The sequence below is a fragment of the Galbibacter marinus genome (genome assembly GCF_000300875.1).
Taxonomy (GTDB): domain Bacteria; phylum Bacteroidota; class Bacteroidia; order Flavobacteriales; family Flavobacteriaceae; genus Galbibacter; species Galbibacter marinus.
This window is the reverse complement of record NZ_AMSG01000022.1, coordinates 24,742-49,136: the sequence shown is the minus strand read 5'-3', so window position 1 is coordinate 49,136 and position 24,395 is coordinate 24,742. Positions and strand designations below refer to the sequence as shown.

Annotated in this window: 16 protein-coding genes; 6 read left to right on the top strand and 10 right to left on the bottom strand. The window is 37.7% G+C overall.

Features of this window, described 5'->3' with window-relative positions:
- Window positions 1–202: 202 nt before the first annotated feature.
- Complete coding sequence (locus I215_RS12730) at window positions 203–1,549, bottom strand: FAD-dependent oxidoreductase (protein ID WP_008992387.1); 1,347 nt, start codon at window positions 1,547–1,549, stop codon at window positions 203–205.
- A gap of 141 nt (window positions 1,550–1,690) precedes the next feature.
- Between I215_RS12730 and I215_RS12725 the strand changes: the two genes are divergently transcribed.
- A complete protein-coding gene (locus I215_RS12725) occupies window positions 1,691–1,939 on the top strand; it encodes a hypothetical protein (RefSeq protein ID WP_008992386.1) in 249 nt (82 codons plus the stop codon).
- A gap of 106 nt (window positions 1,940–2,045) precedes the next feature.
- Here I215_RS12725 and I215_RS12720 read toward each other — a convergent pair whose 3' ends face one another.
- The 6 genes from I215_RS12720 to I215_RS12695 form a co-directional block, all read right to left on the bottom strand.
- Window positions 2,046–2,900: a phosphodiester glycosidase family protein gene (locus tag I215_RS12720; protein ID WP_008992385.1), complete on the bottom strand. Its 855-nt coding sequence runs from the start codon at window positions 2,898–2,900 to the stop codon at window positions 2,046–2,048.
- A 64-nt stretch (window positions 2,901–2,964) separates the two neighbouring features.
- Window positions 2,965–4,140 carry an Sb-PDE family phosphodiesterase gene (locus I215_RS12715; protein WP_008992384.1) on the bottom strand — a complete coding sequence of 392 codons (1,176 nt, stop codon included), beginning with the start codon at window positions 4,138–4,140 and terminating at the stop codon, window positions 2,965–2,967.
- Window positions 4,141–4,164: 24 nt separating this feature from the next.
- Window positions 4,165–5,250 carry an SGNH/GDSL hydrolase family protein gene (locus I215_RS12710; protein ID WP_008992383.1) on the bottom strand — a complete coding sequence of 362 codons (1,086 nt, stop codon included), beginning with the start codon at window positions 5,248–5,250 and terminating at the stop codon, window positions 4,165–4,167.
- Window positions 5,251–5,274: 24 nt separating this feature from the next.
- Window positions 5,275–6,273 carry a sugar phosphate isomerase/epimerase family protein gene (locus tag I215_RS12705; protein ID WP_008992382.1) on the bottom strand — a complete coding sequence of 333 codons (999 nt, stop codon included), beginning with the start codon at window positions 6,271–6,273 and terminating at the stop codon, window positions 5,275–5,277.
- Window positions 6,261–7,997 (bottom strand): RagB/SusD family nutrient uptake outer membrane protein, encoded by a 1,737-nt coding sequence (locus tag I215_RS12700; protein WP_008992381.1) that lies wholly within the window; start codon window positions 7,995–7,997, stop codon window positions 6,261–6,263. The genes I215_RS12705 and I215_RS12700 overlap by 13 nt, the downstream gene beginning before the upstream one ends.
- Before the next feature lie 18 nt (window positions 7,998–8,015).
- On the bottom strand, window positions 8,016–11,330 hold the full coding sequence (locus I215_RS12695; protein WP_008992380.1) for a SusC/RagA family TonB-linked outer membrane protein: 3,315 nt from the start codon (window positions 11,328–11,330) through the stop codon (window positions 8,016–8,018).
- Between the two features lie 639 nt (window positions 11,331–11,969).
- On the opposite strand from I215_RS12695, the gene I215_RS12690 reads away from it, so the two are divergent.
- From I215_RS12690 to I215_RS12670, 5 genes are all read left to right on the top strand, one after another.
- Complete coding sequence (locus tag I215_RS12690; RefSeq protein ID WP_008992379.1) at window positions 11,970–12,545, top strand: RNA polymerase sigma factor; 576 nt, start codon at window positions 11,970–11,972, stop codon at window positions 12,543–12,545.
- 99 nt (window positions 12,546–12,644) lie between these two features.
- The gene (locus tag I215_RS12685; protein WP_040460395.1) at window positions 12,645–13,568 is read left to right on the top strand and encodes a FecR family protein; all 924 of its coding nucleotides are present in this window, start codon (window positions 12,645–12,647) and stop codon (window positions 13,566–13,568) included.
- Between the two features lie 72 nt (window positions 13,569–13,640).
- Window positions 13,641–17,063 carry a SusC/RagA family TonB-linked outer membrane protein gene (locus tag I215_RS12680; RefSeq protein ID WP_008992377.1) on the top strand — a complete coding sequence of 1,141 codons (3,423 nt, stop codon included), beginning with the start codon at window positions 13,641–13,643 and terminating at the stop codon, window positions 17,061–17,063.
- Between the two features lie 20 nt (window positions 17,064–17,083).
- Entirely contained in the window at window positions 17,084–18,568 is a 1,485-nt protein-coding gene (locus I215_RS12675; protein WP_008992376.1) for a SusD/RagB family nutrient-binding outer membrane lipoprotein, read from the top strand.
- 45 nt (window positions 18,569–18,613) lie between these two features.
- Entirely contained in the window at window positions 18,614–19,684 is a 1,071-nt protein-coding gene (locus I215_RS12670) for an alkaline phosphatase family protein (RefSeq protein ID WP_008992375.1), read from the top strand.
- A gap of 504 nt (window positions 19,685–20,188) precedes the next feature.
- Here I215_RS12670 and dnaG read toward each other — a convergent pair.
- The 3 genes from dnaG to rlmN all read right to left on the bottom strand — a co-directional run bounded on the left by dnaG (window position 20,189) and on the right by rlmN (window position 24,356).
- Complete coding sequence (gene dnaG / locus I215_RS12665; RefSeq protein ID WP_008992374.1) at window positions 20,189–22,192, bottom strand: DNA primase; 2,004 nt, start codon at window positions 22,190–22,192, stop codon at window positions 20,189–20,191.
- 60 nt (window positions 22,193–22,252) lie between these two features.
- Window positions 22,253–23,230, bottom strand: coding sequence for a polyprenyl synthetase family protein (locus tag I215_RS12660; RefSeq protein WP_008992373.1), 978 nt, complete (start codon window positions 23,228–23,230; stop codon window positions 22,253–22,255).
- Window positions 23,231–23,312: 82 nt separating this feature from the next.
- Window positions 23,313–24,356 carry a 23S rRNA (adenine(2503)-C(2))-methyltransferase RlmN gene (gene rlmN, locus I215_RS12655; protein WP_008992372.1) on the bottom strand — a complete coding sequence of 348 codons (1,044 nt, stop codon included), beginning with the start codon at window positions 24,354–24,356 and terminating at the stop codon, window positions 23,313–23,315.
- Between the last annotated feature and the right edge of the window lie 39 nt (window positions 24,357–24,395).

Genomic DNA, 24,395 nt, shown 5'->3' with positions numbered 1-24,395 from the left:
CAAAAAACTTGTTTTTTAACACAGTACCTATTAGTAGTTGGATGGTTAAGCATCAAACTTTATTTTTTAGTCAACAAAGGTTTCTTTTATCACTGCTTTACAATTTTCAATTTCTGATTTTGTCAGGCTTTCAAAAACTCGGATGATTCTAGTTTAGCAATCGACCAAATTCGGACAGTTGACAAAATTGATACGTGCTATGTTACTTCGTCTGAAGCTCCTGAAGTATTTTATTTTCAACTTCTTGACTATCCCATATTTGCTCAATGTCATCCATTTCCATAACCTTATCCATGATCGATTTCTGAAAATCACCTTGTTCTAATGCATGGGAATAAGGATCTGTTGAGAAGGTAACCCTGCTATATAAAGGCATCCACTTATCTGGATACTTAGCTGCAAATCGTTTTTCAATATTCTTTCTTAATATAAATTTCTCATCCGCAGTTTTGGAGCTCATTTCTATAAAATTTCGATAACTAAGTTCTGCTACAGCATCAGCATTTGGTTTGCGCTCGCTTTGATAATTCTCAAATATGGCTTTCCAATTGTCACCATGTTTCTCTATGAATTGATTCAACACGGTAATATCTTCAAATCCTACATTCATTCCCTGACCGTAAAAAGGGACTATAGCGTGCGCAGCATCTCCAATTAATGCCACCTTATCAAAACTTGTCCAAGGCTCGCACTTAATAGTCACAAGGGAGCTTGTGGGATTTTTAAAAAACTCTGTAAGTAATTCAGGCATATCCTTTATGACATCATCAAAATGGGCTTTGAAAAATTCAGTAACCTTTGATTCCGTATCCAATTGCTCAAACGAGCAGGCTCCATGGTATGGCATAAACAAGGTACAGGTAAAACTACCATCTAAATTAGGAAGAGCAATGAGCATAAACTCACCTCTTGGCCAAATGTGAAGTGAATTTTTATCCATTTTATGGGTGTTACCTGCCCCTGCAGGTATGGACAATTCTTTATATCCGGTTTTCAAAAACTTTTGACTGTAATTGAACATGCTACTACGTTGCATCTTATGTCGGATCCTGGAAAAGGCACCATCTGCACCAAAAATTAAATCGTACTCCTGCGGTTCCCATGATTCTTTTTCGCTACCTCCAGTATATAATATTGCTTCAGATAGTGATACATCCCACACCTTAGAATTAAATATAAAATTGGCACCAGCTTGTTCAGCCAAATCAATCATTTTCTTATTGAGAACTCCCCTTGAAATGGAGTAAATAGCTTCTCCTTCTTTACCGTAGTATTGATAATACACAGGTTTACCTTGAACATGAATTGCACGCTTGTCCATAGGTATGGCTAATGCTTGGATGTCTTCTCTGATCCCTACATACTCCAAAGCCTTCCATCCTCTTGTGGATACTGCTAAGTTGATGGATCTTCCAGAGAATTCCATATTGCGAATATCAGGCCTCCTATCATAAACATCGACATGGTGACCTTGTCTTTTTAAATAGATAGCCAATAAACTACCGACAAGTCCACTTCCAGTTATCCCTACTTTCTTAGGTGTTTGCATGGGTAAATTAAGTATAAAAATTCCCGTGAAGTTACGGGAAATCGCTCAAAGTTAAGAAATTTCAAATAGTTGACTTTACCCTAGCACCAAAGAGAACTCAATAATTTTTCGTATTTTGTTACAAATCAAAACTTTAATATTATGAGTGAGGAAAAATTAGAGCACATGCGAAAAATTTTAAACAAGCTAGAGGATATAAAAAATTCGCAAGAAAGTTGCATTGACAAAATAAATCATGTTATCACAGACTTGTTTTCTCAACCTGATTCTAAGTTGGAAAAAGTCATGGAAGATGCACATCAAAAGGCTTCTGATAATGTGGATATGGTTAGAGAAGCTATAGAAGAATATCAGATTCGTGTTAACAAACTTTCTCAACAGTTCGAATAATTTTAGGTTTATAAAACAAATCACAGAAGTAGCTGAGTTTACTAAATACCCGTTTTTACTTCTGTGATTTCAATAATATATGTAAATATGCTACTTGGGGCGGCATCTAATTTTTTAACTTGAAACAAAGAGCATTCGCTACGGCACGCTCTCCCTTGTGATCAAATTTTTTGTTATCACTGGGATAGTTCACTACGCCATGACCTTTCACCCAAGCTGTGGATGAGCCACCACCATCTAAATTCATAGCATCTGTACATCCCAAGGCTTTCATAATGATGGAAAGCTCCTTAATACTAACGCCATGAGCATTGGTATTTCTTCCGTCGACAACCACTGCAATTAGCCTATTGTCTTTTGTAATTCCGATGGCGGTACGAGGATGACGGTTGGTATTAAAGGCCTGATCTTTTTGATCCACCATTTGATCCCTATCCAATAATAATGGGCCCGAGGCCAGAATTGAAGAATGCTCCACTAGAGACTCCCATCCTTGATCTGGGCATTTTATCACAGAAATATCTCCATGTTGACTAATGGCAAAACCAGCATTTTCTCTGTAAGATGTAAACTTTTCACCCGTTTTTGCGTAGATGCTATCGTTTTCCTTTAAAAAAACGGTGGATCCACCAGTTTTGGTATTAAAAAACGAGCCATTAATAGCCGCAATTGCACCAACTTGTTCCCCAAATTCACTCGTGGATACAAATCCAGATTCTACATGTGGCAATGCCACTTCTATAGTTTCTTTAGAAAGGTCCACTTCAAATACGGTTATGCTTTGTCTAGAATTAAACAAATCTTCAAATTGATGATATTTCCACACGATTTCCTCAGATACCTCTTCACTTTCCCATGGAGCATTTGCAATTTTATTTACTTCTGAAGCCTCATTTTGTCCTTGGAGAGTAGTGAAGGCTCCAAAATTTAAAAACAATCCTAGTAAAATATATTTAAGCATATAGACAAATTTTATTTTTCACCTTTATTTTTAATTTTTAAAGATAGTAATTTGAATATTCAAATCATTCTATATCAACGATTAACTCTGTTTTAAGAACCTCTTCTGGGGATATCAAAATATTCTCCACAGTGGTTTTGATATGTAATTTTTCGGGATATTCCCAAACTGGAAAAAGAACAAAAGAAGCAGTTTCTTTAGCGGGCACTTTTATCTTTCCCAATGGCATATTGGTTGCAATATAATCCGTTGTACATGTTAAGTCAAAAGGGATATCTGAATTATTGGTAATACTTACCTTAAGTCTTGGCGCTTTACCCGTTGTTATTTTCTCGGTAGTAACGCTTACTGCATTTTGAAAAAAAGGTTCAGCCTCGGGTTTTCTCCCAACCAGTAAATTATCAAAATAAACCATCGTACGCCTGTTTAAAAGCGCATCTTTTATGGAAGCTTCCGTCTTCTGTTTTGCAAAAACCAACGTCATAGGACGATGCGTTTTAAATGAACCTTCAATTTCATAATGCGCATCAGAATTTCCGATAAGAGTAAGATTGTATTTTTCAGCCATCCTATGTCCTATCAGATTATAGCGCCCAGAATTGACCACTTCAACACCTCCCAAAATTCCTTTAGAGAGTAGCTCCTTATGAATATCGGTAAAGAGTTCCTTATCCTTTTTATCCCACCAGTTATAAGATGGGTGATTGTAGAAAACAAAGCCTCCTTGCTTTTCTACTTCTAAAAACGGAGCCATCAGCTCTTTTTTCTTTATATTGTCCTTCATCACAAAGGTGGATTGAGTATCCTTCATATAATCATATGGCAGATTATCCACATTGGTAAGGAATAATGCATTGTTGTGATATGGCGGTACTCTAGGAGATATCTCTACACCTCTGATCACTAGTACATCTGTTTTTTCTGCCCGCTTTTTAGCAATCTCAAAACCGGCTTCTCTATCGTACTGAATTTGATCTGGGAAACCTTCATAGTCTATGTGTTCGGTAAGTGAAATAACATCGAGTCCATCGCGTTGTGCTTCTCTTACTCTAAAGCTTGGCCAGACATGACCGTCTGAAAAAACAGTATGCAAGTGAAAATCTGCTTTTAGTGTGATATAACCAGGGATATCTGGAAGTTGTATCTTGGTGTTCCTCTCTTTAGTTTCTTGTCCTACTAAAGTACCTGCACATAGCAAGGAACACCATAATAGTCTTAATGTAATTTTTAAATTTGTCATTTTTTTTATTTTAGTTTCTACTTACTACTTTGTCGTATGTAGTATTGTTCTTAATTGCTTTTCTAAAGTCTTAGCCATTCGATAGTGTCCTAAATCTGAAAAATGAACACCATCAGTGGTCGCCTGGTGATCACTTCCGATAAGCTGATCACTTTCGATGTAATATAATTGCACATACCCTTTTTTAAGAAGCTGCTCATAACTGTTATGGAACGCATTATTCTGATTCCGTACTCTTTGCCCAAGTTTTTCATCCCAGTTCCCTGCTTCCCTAAATACACTCTCAACCATCAAAATCGGAACATTGGGTTGTCTTTTACGTAGTAGTTCTACAAATGGAATCGTCCGCTGAGAAATTTGTTCAGGGGAAGGATTGGGTACACAATCCAAAATAATAACATCCGCTTTAACCTTTTGAAGGATTTCGGCCATTTCAGATTCCATTTTTCCCGATCCACTAAAACCAAAGTTGTAAACCTCAGCATCCAGTGACCTACCTAATATCGATGCAAAGGCCATCCCAGGACGGGAGGCCGACGCTCCTTGGGTAATGCTAGATCCGTAAATTAGGATCTTTGGTCTAGCTTCTATAAGTTCAGTAGCTGCAATATCTGCCTTTTCATCAATGCCTATAAGCAATGTTTTAACCTGTGAATACAAAGGGAAATAAAGTCTAAATCGCTGTGAAGAAGACCTCAAGTTTTTGATTACACGAACCTTATTTGTCTGGCCCCTAGGTGGTGCTGAAGCAACATACTGCCAGCGATTATCCTTTAATCCATACAAATCAAATCCATTAACTGCTAATGGTGTCATGTTCGGTAAAACCTTATAGGTTTCCAATTCCCATTTCAAATCAATAAAACTTGAATTAGTTTGAAATTCCACATACAATCCAGCGGTGTTTTTAGATAGATTTTGCAAGGATTCTGATAAGTTCTTATGGTATACAGAATCAATTCTCGTAAAGCCTTGGGAAGCTATTTCCTTAGCTTGCCCGCGAATCCCAAAGTCAGTCGCAGGGTAATATGTTAGCTGTTTGTCTTGCCCAAAAGTTATCAAACTTAACAACTGAATAAATAAAAGGAGTCGTATGGTTTTACGGTGCATCGCGATGGCTTATTTAATTTATTATTAGCCTTTCTGCTCTTTATAATGAGCATACAGCTCCTTATAACAAGCATTATACTGCTGCAATTCTTTTGCCTGGCTCTCATACATAAATGGGCCTTGGTAGTTCACTTGTTCTAGGGCCGAGAGAACCTTATCCCAATTATTTTTTCCTTTATTATCACATGGAAACCAATGATTTTCTGCCTGTCCAGTTCCATCGGCAATATGAAGTGTTTTTAATCGATCACCTAAGGCTAAAATGAGTTCCTCGGCATGAAGAATATGGTTGGTGTCCACAGCCAATCCAATGGATTTAGGTAATTTAGAAAATATCTCCACTGATTCTTCAACACTTCGCATTAAGGGTCGTTCTCTATCTTGATCCACCAACAGTTCAGGCCCTAGCATATTTTCAATAACCATCATAGCTCCGATGTTTTGAACATCCTTCACTAGTGTTGAAGAGGATGCAATGAGTTGGTTTTCCCGCTCTTCTCTTTGCTGTAGTCCTAAATAGTAACTCGGATGGAAAAGCACTACTTCGGGAGCTAATATCCTTAGGTGACGCAGTAACCTTTGATGCATCTGAACAACTTCTTCACGCTGACTTTCATCAGTAATAGAAAGGTCGATCTTAGATCCAAATGGCATGTGAATCGACCATATGTTAATCCCTGCACTATCGGCTGCTGCTTTAACTTGGTTTAGTTTTTCAATAATTTCTTGATCGGTTTTCCTAAAATTCCGATCCTTATCTACAAACATACCTAAGCCTGAAACTTCTATATGATCAATGCCAGCCTCCTTTGCCAACAATAGGGTATCCTTTGTGATCTTAGTTAAACTAATAGCAAATCCTACTTCTAAAGGCTCCTTTTCTGAACTGATTTTGGTGGTCTGGATTTTACCGGTTTGATCCTCTTTAGGTGTGGAGCGGTTGTTATTCCTGCAGCTATGCAGGAATAACACACACCCTAACCCTACCCCTAAAAGTAGAGGCGTAATTCTTAATGTTCCCATTTAGGATTCTGTTCTAATTGTTTGTTTAATTGTAGATCTTCAATAGGTATTGGATAATAATAATCTTTCGCCTCATCAAATTCCCCTCCATCGCTAAAAGGATCCATATTTCCAGAAGTCCCTTGGGTAAGTGGCCGTTGAAGCACATTTATAAAAGTCGTTATACCCTCTGGAGCCCCAGAAGGATCCCCTTGGTGCAAGTACACATCTGCTATGCCGTCATTGTCAAAATCATGTGCTCCTAAACTTGGAAAATAAATCCCTAACATGGGCTGTTCAAGTTTCTTCCCTTCTTTCCATCGCATGAGATCTTCCCATCTAAGACCTTCATTAAACAGCTCTATCCTTCGTTCTCTTCTAATCTCAAGAATAACACCTTTGTTTGCTCCTTGATCCACATTTTTATAAAAAGATTCTTGATAGGGATCAGGATTGGCATTGGCCTGTGCCATATTTAGATGAGGCATACCAACACGATCGCGAAGTAAATTAATGCTGATATCTAAATCACTTTGTGTGAGGTTCCCGAGTTCTGCTTTGGCCTCCGCATAGATAAGTAAGGCTTCAGCATAACGAAAAATAATCACATCAAAATAAGCAGAACTCCATTGGCTTCTATCTGGGAGCGCTTTGATAATTCTGTATCCTGTTGTAGAAGACTCTAAAGAAACTGGTTCTGGATCATCTGATCCAAGTACTGTAAACCCAGGACCAGCTGTGGTCTGTGTTAATCTTGGATCTCTGTTTTGCATCTCATCATAGAATCCCATGGTTTGATAACCAGCAATATCTGTAAAAGGTGTACCGTCTGCCATCAAATAACTATTCGCTGCATCCTTCATCATTCCCCAACCTCCCATAGTAGGAGCGGTCATCAAATATCCCAAATTGTGCGTTTCCAATTCTTGATCAAAATCCCTAGCAAGAATGGTTTCAACAGCATCCTGATTATTACGAGAGAATAACCCTCTATAAGCCTCATCAGGTCCTCCCACTGTATACAAACTGTAAGCTCCAGAGCTCATCAGGTCTTCTGCAGTATTAGCAGCTTCTTCTAAGAAGTCCTCACCTCCACTTATTCCGTGATACTTTCTAAAGGTTCCTTCAAAGAGTGCAATTCTGGCTTTAAGAATTTGTGCGGTGTATTTAGTAATCCTATTTAATTCAACTTCAGCTGGAATATTCTCAATTGCATAGTCGATGTCAGCCATAATGGAATCCATCACTAGCACTCGTGAGTCTCTTGCTTTGTAGAGTCCCTCATCTCCTGCCTCAAGAACTTCACCATACCATGGCACATCACCAAATCGCATTACTTTATCAAAATAAAAATAGGCCCTAAAAAAACGAGCTATTCCTCCATAATGTTTTTGGGCATCAAGACTTTCAACCTGTTTGTAATGCTGAAGAAAAAAGTTTATATCTCTTAGTCGAGACCAGTTCCATCCACCACTACCACGCTCTGTAGGCACTATTCGACCGCCTCTAATTCGAGCCGCTGGCGTCAAGGACATAATGTTATCAGATGAAGAATCATCTGTATAGGTCCCCGTTGTAGGCAACATGGTGTAGAAATCGTTAGTAGCAACCTCCAAGTCTTTGGCAGTGTTAAAAAATTGATCTGTCGTGAGTTGATCCTCTGGCGGAAGGTCAAGAATATCGTCATCACAGCTTATAAACAAGCTTGACACTATTAAAAAACTGAATAAAAACTTCGTATTCATATTGATTTTGTTATCGTTTTAAAGTGTAACATTAAGGCCTAGTGAAAAGGTTTTCCCTATTGGATATGATCTCAGATCTGCTCTTCCTACCGCATCACCTGGGTTGGAATAGTCAATGGCAGAACCGGCAGCTTCTGGGTCTATGTATCTGGAAAGATCTCCAAAACGCCATGTAATTAGGTTTTCTCCACTGAAATATATTCGTAGACGTTCTACATGGAATTTTCGAGTGACTTCTTGTGGAAGGGTATAACCTAGGGTAATGTTTTTAATTCTCAAAAACCCAACATTCTCTAGATAATAGTCATTCATCTCATATAAAGAACGACCTGTCCCTAAAGAGGCGTATCCCCGATCGATTTGCGGAAATCTTCCTCGTCCCTCTGGAGTCCATGCTTGGCTTACCAAATCTTTTCTAAGTAATGAAAGGTAAGGACGTTGGTAAGTACCCCAATAGATATCACCTGTGGGATACCAATTTTGTTTCCCTACCCCTGCTCCTGCTATGGAAAGATCTAGGCGATTCCAATTTGCACTAATATTAAATCCAAAAGGAAACTTAGGCATAGCGTTTCCAATTGGACGCAAATCTCCATGGTCTTCAAGAGTATAGTTTCCTTTGTCTATTCTACCATCTCCATCTACGTCTACATATTTGATATCACCTGCTCTTAACTTATTCCACTGGTTATTCTGAGCGATGTTCAAAATAAAGTTGTAGACATTTCCAAGGCTATTACTTGGATTTTCAAATGAATTTTGGTAAGCCAACGCTTCTTCGTCTGATTGGAATTGTCCATCGACATGGTAACCCCAAATCTGACCTAATTCTTGACCTTCCCAATAGGTACTCATCAACCCTTCTGGGTTTTTGTATTTGGTAATAATTCCCTTGAAGTTGGTCACACTTGCACTGGCATTTATCGTTAATGGATGTCCCCCTACATTAAAGGAGTCTTGATAACCGATACCTAGTTCAAAACCTCTTGTTCTCAAAGAAGCTAAGTTCTCCCTAGGCTCAGAAGCACCGAATACTGCTGGCAAGGGCTCCCCTGGAAGGTACATATCTTCCGTATTCTTTTCATACCAATCAAATGTGGCGGTAAGCTTGTTGTCTAAGAATCCTATATCGACTCCAAAATCTAGAGTAGAGGTGGTCTCCCAACTCACTACTCTTGGAAGTGATCCTGGTGCACTGACGTAGTTAATTCGTTCTCCGTTATCAAGCCATGATGATCTACCGGCATTCATAATTTGTTGGAAGGTATTTACACCGACACTTTGGTTACCTAATTGCCCGTAAGACGCTCTTAGCTTAAATGAGCTAACGATATCCTCTATAGGCTCCCAAAATGACTCTCTATTGACTTGCCAACCTGCTGATACTGATGGGAAAAATCCCCATCTACTATCAGAGGGAAAGCGTGAAGACCCATCGTATCGGGCGTTAACCTCCAATAGGTATTTATTTTTATAATCATAATTAAAACGGCCATAATAGCCCTGAACAGACCATAGTAGTGCAGATCCGTTCGCTCCCATTATTTCTGTACCTAAGGAAAGATTAGCTAGATCAGGGACAAGCAATCCACCCTGTTGTGCTGAAACGCGATCTCTGTCAAATTCTTCTTGGTTATATCCTAACATTAATTTGAAGTTATGAGAATCGGCTAAATCCAACCTATAGGTACCATAGAGGTTAAGTACCTTGTATTTATCTTTCCAACGATATTCTGTTAGACGATTGAGTCCTGCAGTAGTCGGTGTTAGTTTATCCGTACTTAGGTAATCAAATTCATTGTAACGATATGTATTCGCAGTATTGGTAAATCTATTACTATAATTAAGGTTAATCACCAGATTATCCAAGGGCGTTAATTTCGCGCCAAAGGTATTGGTGAATTCTTCGGTGTCATAATTTAGCCAGTTTCCACCAGCTTCCATCGCAGCAGCGCCCCCTTGGCCACCTGTACCTCCACGGCCAACTTCAGTTGGAACACCATCGATAAAATTGGGATAGAAAGCCATTAAGTCATACCAAGTGGTAGTGCTGAATAATCCACCATATCCAGTTCTATAGCCACCGTATTCTTTACTTTGCTCATGACTAAATAGAATGTTATTTGATAACTCCAGCCAATCATTGGCTTTAAAAGTAATGGTGGACTTTAAATTGTTTCTGGAGGTTTCTGAATCTTGAATATTATTGATTGTCTCACGCTCGTAGATTCTTCCTGAAAGGTATGCTTTTAGCTTTTCACTTCCTCCAGAGACTGAAATACTGTGCATACTAGAAGGTTGCCATTTTTTAAACAAATAGTCGTACCAATCAGTCTTGTAGAAAAACTTATAACTTCCATCTGGTTGCAACTGATGATGAGGGGCAATACTTCCGTTAGCAACACCTTTGATGGTATTCCAATCTTGCTCATTATAACCTGTGTAAGTTGTCCCATTATAACCGTAAATGGCGGCGTCCACGGTTTTTCCATATAGGTAAGGATCGGAAATAAAATCTTTTCTTGTGGCAGGAGTAGTATAACTAAAGTTATTGGTATAGTTAATCACTAAATCCCCAGACTTACCTGTTTTGGTCGTTATAATGATAACCCCAAATGCTCCCCTTGCACCATAAATAGCAGCAGAGGCGGCATCTTTAAGAACAGAAATACTTTCAATATCTTGAGGGTTAAGATTGGTAATATCTCCTTCGATACCATCAATTAATACCAATGGAGATCCTCCATTTATGGAATTAAATCCACGAATGTTTATATCTGGAGTTGCTGTAGGGTCCCCAGAGTTCATTTGAATATTTAATCCTGGAAGTAAACCTTGCAGTGCACTTGTAACATCTGGTGCTGGACGTAAGGCGATATCTTCAGCATCAATATTACCTACTGCTCCAGTTAGGTTCCCTTTTCGTTGGGTACCATACCCTACAACTACAACCTCATCCAAAACAGAAGTGTTAGCACTCATTTGAATCGTTAAGACACTTTGATCGTCAATGGTAACCTCATAAGTTTCGAATCCAACGTATGTAACTTGAAGAACATCACCTTGTCTGGCCTCAATGGTAAACTTTCCATCGAAATCTGTGGTAACACCTGTGCTTGTTCCTTTAATAGCAACAGAGGCGCCAAGTAGAGGAATTCCGGTGTCGTCAGTAACAGTTCCACTTATGGGTTGTTGCTGATTTGTTTGAGCAGCTATATAAACTTCATTTCTACTCTCTTCTGCGCCTATGGCAAAGCCCGTTTGACATAGGAGAATCGCAGATAATCCAAAGATTATATTTTTTGGCTTTTTTTGATTAATTTTAAAATACATAAATGTTAAGTAATTGATTGCACAATGCTTAATTTTATCTACCGCAATTGTTCGCAGCAATTGCGGTTTTGATTTAAGATGGTATCGGAATTATTTTTCGTTTTCTTACATACGCCGTGGTATTGAGGATTTCCATAATAAATTTCGGTGCAAAACTACGACTGTTTCTATTGATACTTATTAAATTGGGGTTAACCGTAATTTACCTTACTGTAAACTGATATATTTCGAAAAAAATAAATTTATGATTTCTAAGTACTTACTGTTTCGTCTTACAGTTTTGTAGAAGGGGGCGTTGTTATTCGGATTATAAAAGCTTTACAGCTAAAACTTGTAATTGGAGGGGGTTGTATTTTTAGGACTTATCCTGGCCCTACGCTTGATCAATCATGCTCAAATCCTAAACTTAATTCCAATGGCCGCTTAATATTTAACATTTCGTAATGTAAGTTATTTTTAAATTTATGTCAAGAGTTTGCAGTTTAATTTTTCGATAACATAAGCTAAACTCTTCCGAATCCCTTTAAAAAACAAGGGTTATGTAAACACTCCTTTTGTTAACATAAACTTAAACCCCTCATGAATATTAGAACATTTCTGTTCATTTACTTTGCCTAGTCAACCACCAGACCTATAGTTATGAATACGTTCGACTTAGCAGACGATGAATTACTTCTACGAATTAAACAAAATGACAGCCAGTCATTTAAAGTTATTTTTAATCGCTATTGGAAACGGCTCTACTTCTATGCATACAAAATTTATCAAGATTCTGATCTATGCGATGATTGTGTTCAAGACCTCTTTGTTTCCCTTTGGGAAAATAGGGAACATGTGGTAATTCTGAATTTAGAAGCTTATTTGTTTAAGGCAATTAAGTATCAAGTTTCCAAACATGTTAACCGTCTCAATTTCCAGAGTATTTCACCAGAAACTTTGAGTTCCCTTTCCGAAGGGAGTACAATTGAGAACACTCTAGAATACCAAGAATTTGAAGAAGAAATCAATACAAAAATTACTGCACTCCCTATAAGGTGCAGGGAGGTTTTTGTGTTGAGCCGATTTCAACATAAAACAAATGCAGAAATAGCTACTCAGCTCAAAATTTCAATACGAACTGTTGAAACTCACATTAGTCATGCATTAAAGCAGCTTCGATCACAAATGGATGAATCCCTTTATTTGATCATTATTGTTATCTCAATCTTTCTATAAAGTAAATTTCTTCCCTTCTATTTTACCGAATCGTTAAACCGCATTTTGAGCTTAAGTGTACATATACATTTTTGACACTTACCTTAAAAGGACTTGATTTTGAATAGAGAAGAATTTTTGGCTTTATTGGAGAAATACCAACTAGGGAAAACCAGCGATGGTGAAACCAAAAGGATAGAACAGTTTTTTGACCAGCTACAGCAAAACGGGCCCACCCCTTTGCTAAGTAATAAAAAACAAAAACAACTCTTTGGAGGTATTGAAAAAAAATTACCCGAGCTCCAAAGAAAAAAGCAAAGGAGAAGCCATATTGCTCTTATGGCTATGGCGTCTATTGCGGCTTGTTTATGCCTCCTTTTCTGGCCATCATCCACAACATTCAATAGTGAAAACCTAAGTATTAAAACAAGTATGACTCAGGACTCCTTAAAATTGAGTGATGGTAGCACCGTCTACTTGAGTCCATATACAACCCTAATTTATCCTCAACAATTTGGTGATAATTCCCGCACGGTGGAATTAAAAAAAGGAAGCGCTTTTTTTAAAGTAGCCCATGATGAGGACAGGCCCTTTTCGGTGATTTCTGATGGTATTACAACCCGGGTTTTAGGTACCACTTTCAATGTTTCCAAACAGGATTCTTCAATAAATATCACCGTGGCATCAGGAAAAGTAATGGTAAGTTCAAAACAACAGAGTTTATCCCTTATTGCTAATGAACAAGCCTTATTTACTAAAGAGATAGGTTTGAACAAGCAAAGGGTAAATGCACAACTTTATTCTAATTGGATGAACCAAAATATGGATTATGGTAGCATCACCTTAAGTGAATTGTCAACTGTTATGAAATTGCGTTTTGGAACCCCATTCCAATTTCAGGATACCTCACTAAAAAGTAGTAAGGTAAGGGTATCCATTTTAAAAGGAGAAAATGTGGAGCAGGTGATTTCTAAATTAAATTATATAACCAAGTATAACCTAAAAATTAATTCTAATGTAATAAAGGTATCGAAATCTAACTGATTAAAAGCCCGAACCTGCTGCTACAAGTTCGGGCAGTATTAAACGAATCTTTAAAAAAAGTCATTTAACCCTATGAAATTTAATATTTTAAAACCACTATCAGTATTTGTGATCGTACTGGCCCTTATGCAGACCGCTGCTTATGCAAATGGTGGAGACACGACCAACTCAAATATAAGTGTTTCGATCGAAAATGCTACGTTAAACACTATTTTTTCCCGTTTGGAAAACAAAACCGATTACTATTTTAATTATAGCGAAGACATTATTATGGACACTCGTACATTCTCATTAGATGTCCATAATGTCACCATTAAAACAATCATGGATGTTTTAGCTCAAAAGGCAATGGTCCATTATGATATTATAGATAAAACGGTTTTAGTAAAGAAGGATAAACTACAGCAACAACAAGTGGTTATTTCCGGAAAAATAGTAGATGCAATGGGCGTACCACTTATGGGCGCGAGTGTAGTCGAAAAAGGAAAGGACAACGGAGTAGCAACCAATTTTGATGGAGAATTCAACATCACAGTATTCAGTGATGATGTAATTCTAATAGCTTCCTATGTCGGCTTCATTTCAAAGGAAGTTCCTATATCCCAAAAAACAACAAATTTGACCATTGAATTGGAGGAAGACGCTCAAAGCTTGGATCAAGTAGTGGTCACAGCCTTGGGTATTACGCGTGAGGAAAAGAAAATAGGCTACGCCACTCAGGAAGTGAAGTTAGCTGCTATAGAAGAAGTAAATGCTCCCAATGTCGGTAATTTACTTACAGGTCAGGTTGCAGGACTTACCGTTACCAACCCTACAGGATTATTTCAAGCACCTACATTTTCCTTGCGAGGAAAAACTCCTCTAATTGTCATTGACGGGATTCCTGTTGAGACTAACTTTTTCGATATTACTCCTAGTGATATCGCTGATATTAATGTCCTTAAAGGGACTACTGCCTCTGCGCTATATGGATCACGTGGACGAAATGGTGCAGTATTAATTACCACCAAAACAGCTACCTCAGAAGACATGGAAATCACTGTATCCCACAATACGCTATACACCGCTGGTTTTACAGCCTTCCCGAAAACTCAAACCGAATACGGGAACGGCTCAAACGGAAAATATGAGTTTTGGGATGGACGCGATGGGGGTACTTCCGATGGCGATATGATTTGGGGACCAAAATTTGGAACAGGAATAAAACTCCCACAATGGAATAGTCCCATATATGACAATGTCACTGGGGAAACCATTCCATGGTGGGGCGATTTAGTGGGTACTCAATATAATGATCGTTCCCGTTACTCTCGGGTTCCAACTCCATGGGAATATCATGACAATTTAGGGAACTATCTGGAACAGGGTCATGTTATGACTACAGATTTTTCAATTGCTCATAGAGGTGAAAAGGGTTCTTTTAGAATCTCAGGGATGTATTCCGATCAAAAATCAAGAGTTCCCAATTCGAGCCTAAAGACAGGAAGCTTAAGTTTCAGATCAACAACCAAGTTAAGCGATCGATTAACGCTTGATAGTAAGCTAGCCTATAACAAAGTGTATTCTCCTAATTACCCACGACACGGTTATGGGCCTAGGAATCACATGTATACCATATTGATCTGGATGGGTGACGATGTCAATGGACATGACTTAGAAAGACATATGTACCGACCTGGAGATGAAGGATATATACAAGCAAACTGGAATTACGCTTGGTATAACAACGTATACTTTGCTACCCATGAACTCAACCAGGTTCATGATGCGAACTTAATAAATAGCCAATTAAAACTTAATTACAGTATATCGGACCATCTAAATTTTCAAGTTAGAGGTTCCGCAGTAATTCGTGATCTATACCAGGATATGCAAACACCAAAATCCTATATGGACTATGATCGCTCTCGTGGTGATTTTCAAACGTGGAATAGTGAACGTTTAACCGTAGATTATGATGCCTTACTCACCTATGACAGAAAGATAACTGAGGATATTGCTTTTGATATCAATCTTGGAGCGTCTTCATATTATCGCAAATACCAACAAGAGTATAATGCCACAGATGGACTCATCGTTCCCAATGTATATAGTTTGAACAACTCACAAGGGAACCTCAGAGCAACTACCCATACTGATAAACGTGCCACTCAAAGCATTTACGCGACATTAGGTGTTGACCTCTTCGATGCTGTGTTTCTAAACGTTGCAGGGCGTAACGACTGGTCCTCTACACTACCCTTGGAAAACAGATCTTATTTTTATCCATCAGCATCAATAAGCACTGTTGCTTCCAATTATATCAAGCTTCCCGATTGGTTTGATTTTCTAAAGTTATACGGTTCTTGGGCACAAGTTTCCTCTGATCTAAATCCGTATCAAATTACTTCTTATTACAACAATAGCGGAATTTATGGTTCCTCTCCTAAGTTGACATATCCTTCTGGTATTATTAACCCTGATATTGAACCAGCTCGTTCAGATTCTTATGAATTGGGTACTCAACTCTCGTTTATTAATGGAAGGATAAAAGCCGGTGTCACTTATTATAATGTTCAGGACAGTAATCAAATTATTGATTTACCTATTTCGGAAGCTTCTGGTTTTAACAGTAGAAAGGTCAATGGAAATGTGTACACCACCAATGGGGTTGAAGTCGTACTTGGGGCAATCCCTTTTCAAAGTGAAAATTTCCAATGGAACACGAATGTAAATTGGAGTAGAAGAGTGAATCGTTTGACTGAAATATATGACAAACAAGAAGGTTTTGGTGACTTAAAGCTCAATGACCGTGCGGATGCCTTTTATGCTAATGTATGGCAAAAATCTCCCGAAGGAGCTCTTATTTTAAACAATAATGGATTGCCTATCCATGACAATTACAAAAAGAATATTGGCCACCATGATCCAAGTTGGGTATTCGGCCTGCAAAACAGTTTTAAATATAAAAACATGAGTTTAGATATTGGAATAGATGGTTCATGGGGAGGATTAATGCGTTCATTAACTGTAGAAAAAATGTGGTGGGGTGGTAAACACCCTAATTCAACTGAGTATAGAGATGCTGAGTATGCTGCAGGTAAACCTGTTTATGTGCACCCTGGGGTAGTGGTGACTGGTGGAGAGTTAATTCAGGATGTCAATGGCGAAATTATTTCTGACAGTCGAACCTTTGCACCTAACACCACAGCGGTAAGTTGGCAAACCTGGAGCCAAAACTACCCTTATCAGGCCCGAGTTACCGAAGAAGAAAGTGAAAAATTTGCGAACGTATTTGATAGGACATTTGTGAAATTAAGATCCGTTACTTTTAAATACAATATCACAGATATACTTAACATAGACAGCATTAAGTATGCCGATATCACATTAAATGGGTACAATTTACTTGTACTTAAAAAGGCAGATATCATAGATCCTGACTTTGGCAATGACGATAATTTACAAGACCCTTCCTCACGGTATATAGGACTTGGATTCAACCTAAAATTTTAAACAAAACAAATCGAACAGAAATGAGACGTATATTTATATGTTTAAACACCATTATAGCACTGTTTTTTTCCTCTTGCACTGATCTTTCAGAAACCAATGAAAATCCTAACAATGTCGAGCAGACTCACCCTCAACTCCTATTGACCGAACTGTCGCATAAAGCATTTTCAGTTGAAGGGAAGGGTATCCTGTACGCCGCAAGAATGATTGTACAAACAGATGGTGAAAATAGTGGTCAATATTATAACTGGCAACGGGGAAGTTTTGACAATTACAACCGCCTTAGGGATGTGAACAAAATGATGGAAGAATCCGAAAGGACTGAAAATGAAACCTATTTGGCAGTTGCTAAATTCTTTAAGGCTTTTTATTTTTATAAGCTAACTCTAAGTTTTGGCGATATACCGTATAGTGAGGCTGTAAAAGGAGAAACCGAAGAAGTATATACACCTGAATACGACAGTCAAAAGAAAGTATTTATGGGAATACTAAAAGAATTAGAAGAGGCTAACGATATTCTATCACATACTGATGAAATTATGAATGGGGATATCATTTATGATGGTCATCCATTAGCCTGGAGAAAACTTATTAATTCCTTTCGACTACGGGTTTTAATGACCTTGTCAAACAAAACTTCAGATTCAGATTTCAAGGTAGCAGCAACATTCGCTTCCATAGTAAACAATCAGCCAATTATCGCATCTAACTCTGAAAGTGGTGCCTTGACATTTATCGATCAAGAAGGCAGTCAATATACTGAGTTTAACGAAAGTTCATATGGATCAGGTTTATATATGGATGGCACCTTTATAGATATGCTCCAGGAACATCAGGATCCTAGACTTTTCATTTTTTGTGGAAGAACCCGCAATGCGTTAGAGGCAGGTTTAGCCAAAGATGATTTTGATGCGTATAATGGCGGCAACCCCTTGGCACCATATGCGGAGATCAATGATCAAGCAGCGGCAGGAGAAATCTCTAAACCAAACCTCCGCTACACCACTGATCCGACTACTGAACCCCATAATCTATTGAGTTATTCAGAGGTTGAATTTTTGTTGGCGGAAGCTATTGTACGTGGATGGATAAATGGAGATGCTCATGCACATTATGAAAAAGGCGTAAGAGCAAATTTTGAGTTCTACAACACCTATGCAAAGGATGGTTTAGATCAATACGTTAAATCCTCTGACGCTGACACTTACTTATCAGGAACAATGGTAAATTTCTCCAACGCAATCACCCTTGAACAAAAAATTGAGATGATTATTACTCAAAAGTATTTCACCTCATTTTTACAATCAGGTTCAAGAATGTATTTCGAACATTTAAGAACAGGGTATCCTGAATTTGTACATAACCAAGATGCAACTCCACCAACGAGATGGATGTATCCTCAAAGCGAATATTTACGTAATCAGGCTAATGTAGCAAAGGCTATAGAAAGTCAGTATGGAACAGGAAATGATGGAATTCGTCAAATCCCGTGGTGGCTACAATAATATAATAAACTTAAAATTGATAAATTTAATTCAAATAACAAATCTATGAAACGTGTATTTTTATTCATACTAATCTGTATTGGACCGTTTTTGAAGGCTCAAAACACAGATCAAAAAATAATTTTGATTACCCTTGACGGACTACGTTGGCAAGAGCTTTTCTCTGGGGCTGATGAAAAATTAGTAGCCAACAAAGACTATCGTGGTAATGAAAGTCTTAAAGAGAAATTCTGGCGTAATACACCAGAGGAAAGAAGGCAAGTTTTAATGCCATTTGTTTGGAGCTATATTGCTAAAAATGGTCAGATACACGGCAATAGGGTCTTAGGAAGCAAAGTGGACTTGACAAATAATATGTTATTTTCATATCCTGGGTATAATGAGATTTTTACCGGAAGAGCGGATGATGAGCGCATTAATAGCAACTCCAAAACAAACAATGTTAATACCACTGTATTAGAAATAATAAACAATGTTCCTCAATTTAAGGATAAGGTCTTTTCGTTTGGTAGTTGGGATGTCTTCCCTTTTATTATTAACGAGCAGCGAAGTGGCGTACCGGTAAATGCGGGGTTTGAAACAGCGAAAGGTGAGGATCTTACAGACAAGGAAAAATTCCTTAATGAATTACAATCTCAAATACCAAGCCCTTGGTCAAGTGTTCGCTTGGATGCCTTTACACATCACTACGCGATAGAGACTATGAAAAAATATCATCCAAATTTGGTCCACATTGCCTATGGTGAAACTGATGATTTTGCCCATGGAGGTGATTATGCAGCTTATTTAAATTCAGCTCAAAACACTGATGCCTTCTTTAAAGATTTATGGGAGTTTATAGAGAGTGATCCATTTTATAAGGGACAAACAACCATTCTAATGACTACTGATCATGGCAGAGGAACAGAGCCTCTGAAAGAGTGGAAAAGCCATGGGAGCGATATTGAAGGTGCTAGAGAGGTTTGGTTTATAGCCTTCGGAAAAGATGTAAAGCCATTGGGTGAGATAAAGTCTAAAGAACAACTATATACCACTGGAATTGCTCCGACTATTTTAAAACTTTTCGACTTGGAGGATTCTCAGAAAGAATATATGACAGAACCGCTTGAATTGTAATCTTAATCTATTGTTAATGATATAGTTTTAAGGAACTCATTTACTTTTTGAGGTCTTCTTGATCTTAAAATTTACACAGGCATTGGGTTAATATGCAGAATAAAAAATAGAAAGAGGCTATCCTTAAAAGGATGGTCTCTCCTTTCATATAGTAATACATCTCCAATCGTTCGGACGTATCACAATCTATAATCCACAAGACTATAAACAGAATGTTAGTTGTTTTTATTCTTTATATTAACTAGATAAAGTCTAAATTTCATTGTTATTATCCTACAAATAAATAACCACCAGGCCAATATTTTGAACCCTAGTTCTCTCACCATTATTTAACCAATTGCAAAATACCCCTAAACTACTTATTACTAAATATTTAAAGTGTTTTTTGTAATAAAGCAAGGGGTGTTTTATCGAAATATTGTAACAAAGTCAGGGATGTTTCTAAAAATTTTGATCTGATTGTCCATAACCCACATGGTAGACAAAAAATTCAATGGAGAATAATTAATTATAGAATGTTGTATTGGTGACTAGTCCAAATTTATAGGAAAGCATTTTACGAAGCTCCCAGTAATTTTTGATATCCTCAAGCTGTTGAGCAGTAGCATTATTGTTTGCACCAATCTCAGCGTGCACTTGATCTACTAGATTATTGAGTAATTTAAGGCGTAACATCGCGATTGTTTGGAAGACCAACAATCCAATAGACATCTCTTTGGTTTTCACTAAAATATCCTTACTTTCCCAATTAGATAAGCTGTATTTCTCTTCATTCATCAATATATCCACTACCAACTTACTCTGTTCTTGAGTCAACAGTTGTTGGAATTTATCAACTTGAACCTCTCCTTCTCTGTTGTAGATATCTATAAGGTTGGTATAAATTTCATGGAATGCCTCATTGCTGAATTCAATTTCATCGGACTGAAGCTCAAGAAAAATCTTTTCGTAAACCTTTTGATCAAGCTGAACCTCTTGTTCAACAACCTCCCCTTCTTCATTTTCCTGTAATACGGTATCATTAAACCGCTCTTCTTTAGCACCGTAGAAAAGCAAGATGGCTATAATGTTTTTTTCCAGCTCATCAAGAAGATTCACTTTGCGACCAACACCACCATGTGGAGTTTTCACCACATTCATGGTTTCTTCTTGTCGTTTTTTGCGGTAATCTCTATCTGCATCAGCAATCTCCTTTCGACCCATTTGGGCCAAAGTACTGTAGAGTACTTCTTCAGAAATATCCATAATCCTAGCACACTCCTGAATGTAAACTTCCTGCTGAATGCGATCTGGAATTTTAAAGATACTATTGATGATATCTCGAATTGTTTCAGCTTTTTGAATAGGATCATTTTGACTTTCCTTAGCTAGTAAAGAAGCTTTAAACTGTATAAAATCAGTGGCATTTTCCTCTAGAAACTGTTTTAATTCTTCTTCGCTATGACTCTTGGCAAAACTATCAGGATCCTCACCCTCAGGGAAAGTGCAAATCTTAACATTCATTCCTTGCTCTAAAATCAAGTCGATTCCTCGAATTGATGCCCGTATCCCAGCCTGATCCCCATCAAATAAAACGGTAATGTTTTTAGTCAACCGACGAATAAGTCTAATTTGTTCTGAGGTCAATGCAGTTCCACTTGAGGAAACGACATTTTCAACACCATTTTGATGGAATTGAATCACATCCGTATAGCCTTCTACCAAATAACAATTATCCTCCTTTGCAATAGACTGCTTAGCTTGAAAAATACCATATAGAACTTTGCTCTTATGGTAGATATCACTCTCTGGTGAATTAAGATACTTGGCTGCTTTTTTATCTGAAGTTAAAATACGCCCCCCAAAACCTAGTACGCGACCACTCAAAGAATGTATCGGAAACATTACACGACCTTTAAAACGATCATACATTCGTTTTTTATCATAAGACTGCTCATCCTTGACAATCGTTAAACCTGTCTTCTCCAAAAACTCCAGCTTATACCCCTTAAGCATGGCAGCCCTGGTAAAAGCATCCCACTGATCAAGACTATAACCAAGTTTGAATGTTTCTATAGTTTTTTCGGTAAAGCCACGTTCCTTAAAATAGGAGCCTCCAATAGCTTTCCCAAGCTCTGAATTTTTCAAATTATCTTGGAAATACTCTTGAGCAAACTCAGAGACTACATACATACTCTCTCGCTCGTTGGTCTTTTCTATTGACTCTTCGCTTTGCTCGGTCTCTTCTATTTCGATATTGTATTTTCGAGCTAGATATCTGATAGCCTCAGGGTAGGTATAATGTTCGTGCTCCATCACAAAAGCTACTACATTCCCTCCTTTCCCACTACTAAAATCTTTCCATATCTGTTTTACCGGAGAAACCATAAAACTGGGAGTTCGCTCATCGGTAAATGGACTGAGTCCTTTAAAATTAGATCCAGATTTTTTGAGTTGTACAAAATCACCAATAACCTCCTCAACTCGGGAGACTTCAAAAACTTTATCTATGGTGCTTTTGGAAATCAATTTGAACTAGTTTTAATTTTTAAAATTACGATGTAGAAATGTACCACGTAAATGAAAATACTATTTTTTTCTTTCAATCACGTAATTCACCATTTGTTTTAACGAAGCTTTATAGGAGGATTCTTCAAAATCTTCTAGTATGGCTAAGGCTTGTTGTTGAAAATCCAACATCTTGGATTCCGCATACTCCATGCCTCCTTTTTGTTTCACATACTGTATAACCTCACGAACTCTCCTTTTATCTTTATTATGCCTTTTAACAGAGTTAATGAGCCATTTTCGCTCGCTTTTATCGCTTTGATTTAAAGCGTAAATAAGGGGAAGCGTCATTTTTTGTTCCTTAATGTCTATTCCTGTAGGTTTCCCAATAGGTCCATCAGTATAATCGAACAAATCGTCTTTTACTTGAAAAGCCATTCCAATGAGTTCGCCGAATTTCCTCATCTTCTCTACCTCTTGGGACTCTGGTGCAACAGAACATGCTCCTAGGCTACAACATGCCGCAATTAGCGTAGCGGTTTTTTGGCGTATGATTTCATAATACACCTCTTCGGTGATATCAAGTCTTCTGGCCTTTTCAATTTGCAACAACTCACCTTCACTCATTTCTCTTACGGCAACAGAGATGATCTTTAGCAAATCAAAATCACCATTATCAATGGAAAGTAATAATCCTTTGGATAACAAATAATCACCTACCAATACCGCAATCTTATTTTTCCATAATGCATTGATGGAGAAAAAACCACGGCGACGATTACTATCATCAACCACGTCATCGTGAACAAGTGTAGCTGTATGAATCAATTCTATAACCGCAGCTCCTCTATAGGTGCGTTCGTTTACCTCTCCTTTTGATATCATTTTAGCAACAAGAAACACAAACATAGGACGCATTTGCTTCCCTTTTCTGTTAACAATATAATAGGTAATGCGGTTGAGCAACGCCACTTTAGAAGACATGGCATCGTGGAACTTCTGTTCAAAAAGTTCCATCTCTTGGCGTATTGGCTCTTTAATTTGTTCTACTACCTTCATTGAGGTTTTAAAGATAATATTATATTAAGTGGATAAAAAAATTAGTTGCCTTTTAAACTAACTTTTTGTTAGAAAAGTTTAATTATGCTGTTTTGTTAGCTAATTGACCACAGGCTGCATCGATATCCTTTCCTCTTGATCTTCTCACTGTTACAGTTATATTATTGCGCTGTAAATTAGTTTGATACATCTGAATTGCACTTTCCTCTGCTTGTTCAAACATCTGATCGCCAATAGGATTGTATTCGATCAAATTAACTTTAGAAGGAGCGAATTTGCAAAACTGCACCAATGCGTCCACATCTTTTTGTCGATCGTTAATTCCCTTCCACACCACATATTCATATGTAATCCTACTTTTTGTTTTCTGGTACCAGTATTCAAGGGCTTCTCTTAAATCTTTCAATGGAAAGGTGGCATTAAATGGCATAATACTAGTTCTTACCTCATCAATAGCTGAGTGTAGCGAAACGGCCAATTTAAACTTCACCTGATCATCTGCTAATTTTCTAATCATTTTAGGAACACCCGAAGTGGAAACAGTAATACGTTTAGGAGACATCCCTAAACCTTCTGGATCCGTTATCTTATCAATAGCCAAAAGGACATTATTAAAGTTCATCAGCGGCTCACCCATTCCCATAAATACAATATTTGAAAGGGGGCGATCAAAATACAAACGGCTTTCATTGTCTATTGCCACTACTTGATCATAAATCTCATCAGGATTTAAATTCCGCATCCTTTTGAGTTTTGCAGTAGCACAAAATTTGCAATCTAAACTACATCCTACTTGACTAGATACACAGGCCGTGGTCCTTGAAGGTGTAGGAATAAGTACAGATTCTACTATTAATCCATCATGAAGCTGTACGGCATTTTTAATGGTACCATCTGAACTTCGTTGCATTTGATCCACTCGAATGTGATTAATGACAAAATTCTCATCTAAGAGCTGTCTTGTTTGTTTTGAAAGATTGGTCATATCTTCAAAAGAATAACAAGCTTTTCCCCATAACCACTCATAGACTTGATTACCACGAAAAGCCTTATCTCCCTTAGAGACAAAAAAGTCTCGGAGTTGGTCCTTGGTTAGAGCGCGTATGTCTTTTTTCGAATTTTGCATGCTACAAAGGTAGGGTATGAATTACAATTCAAAGGCCAT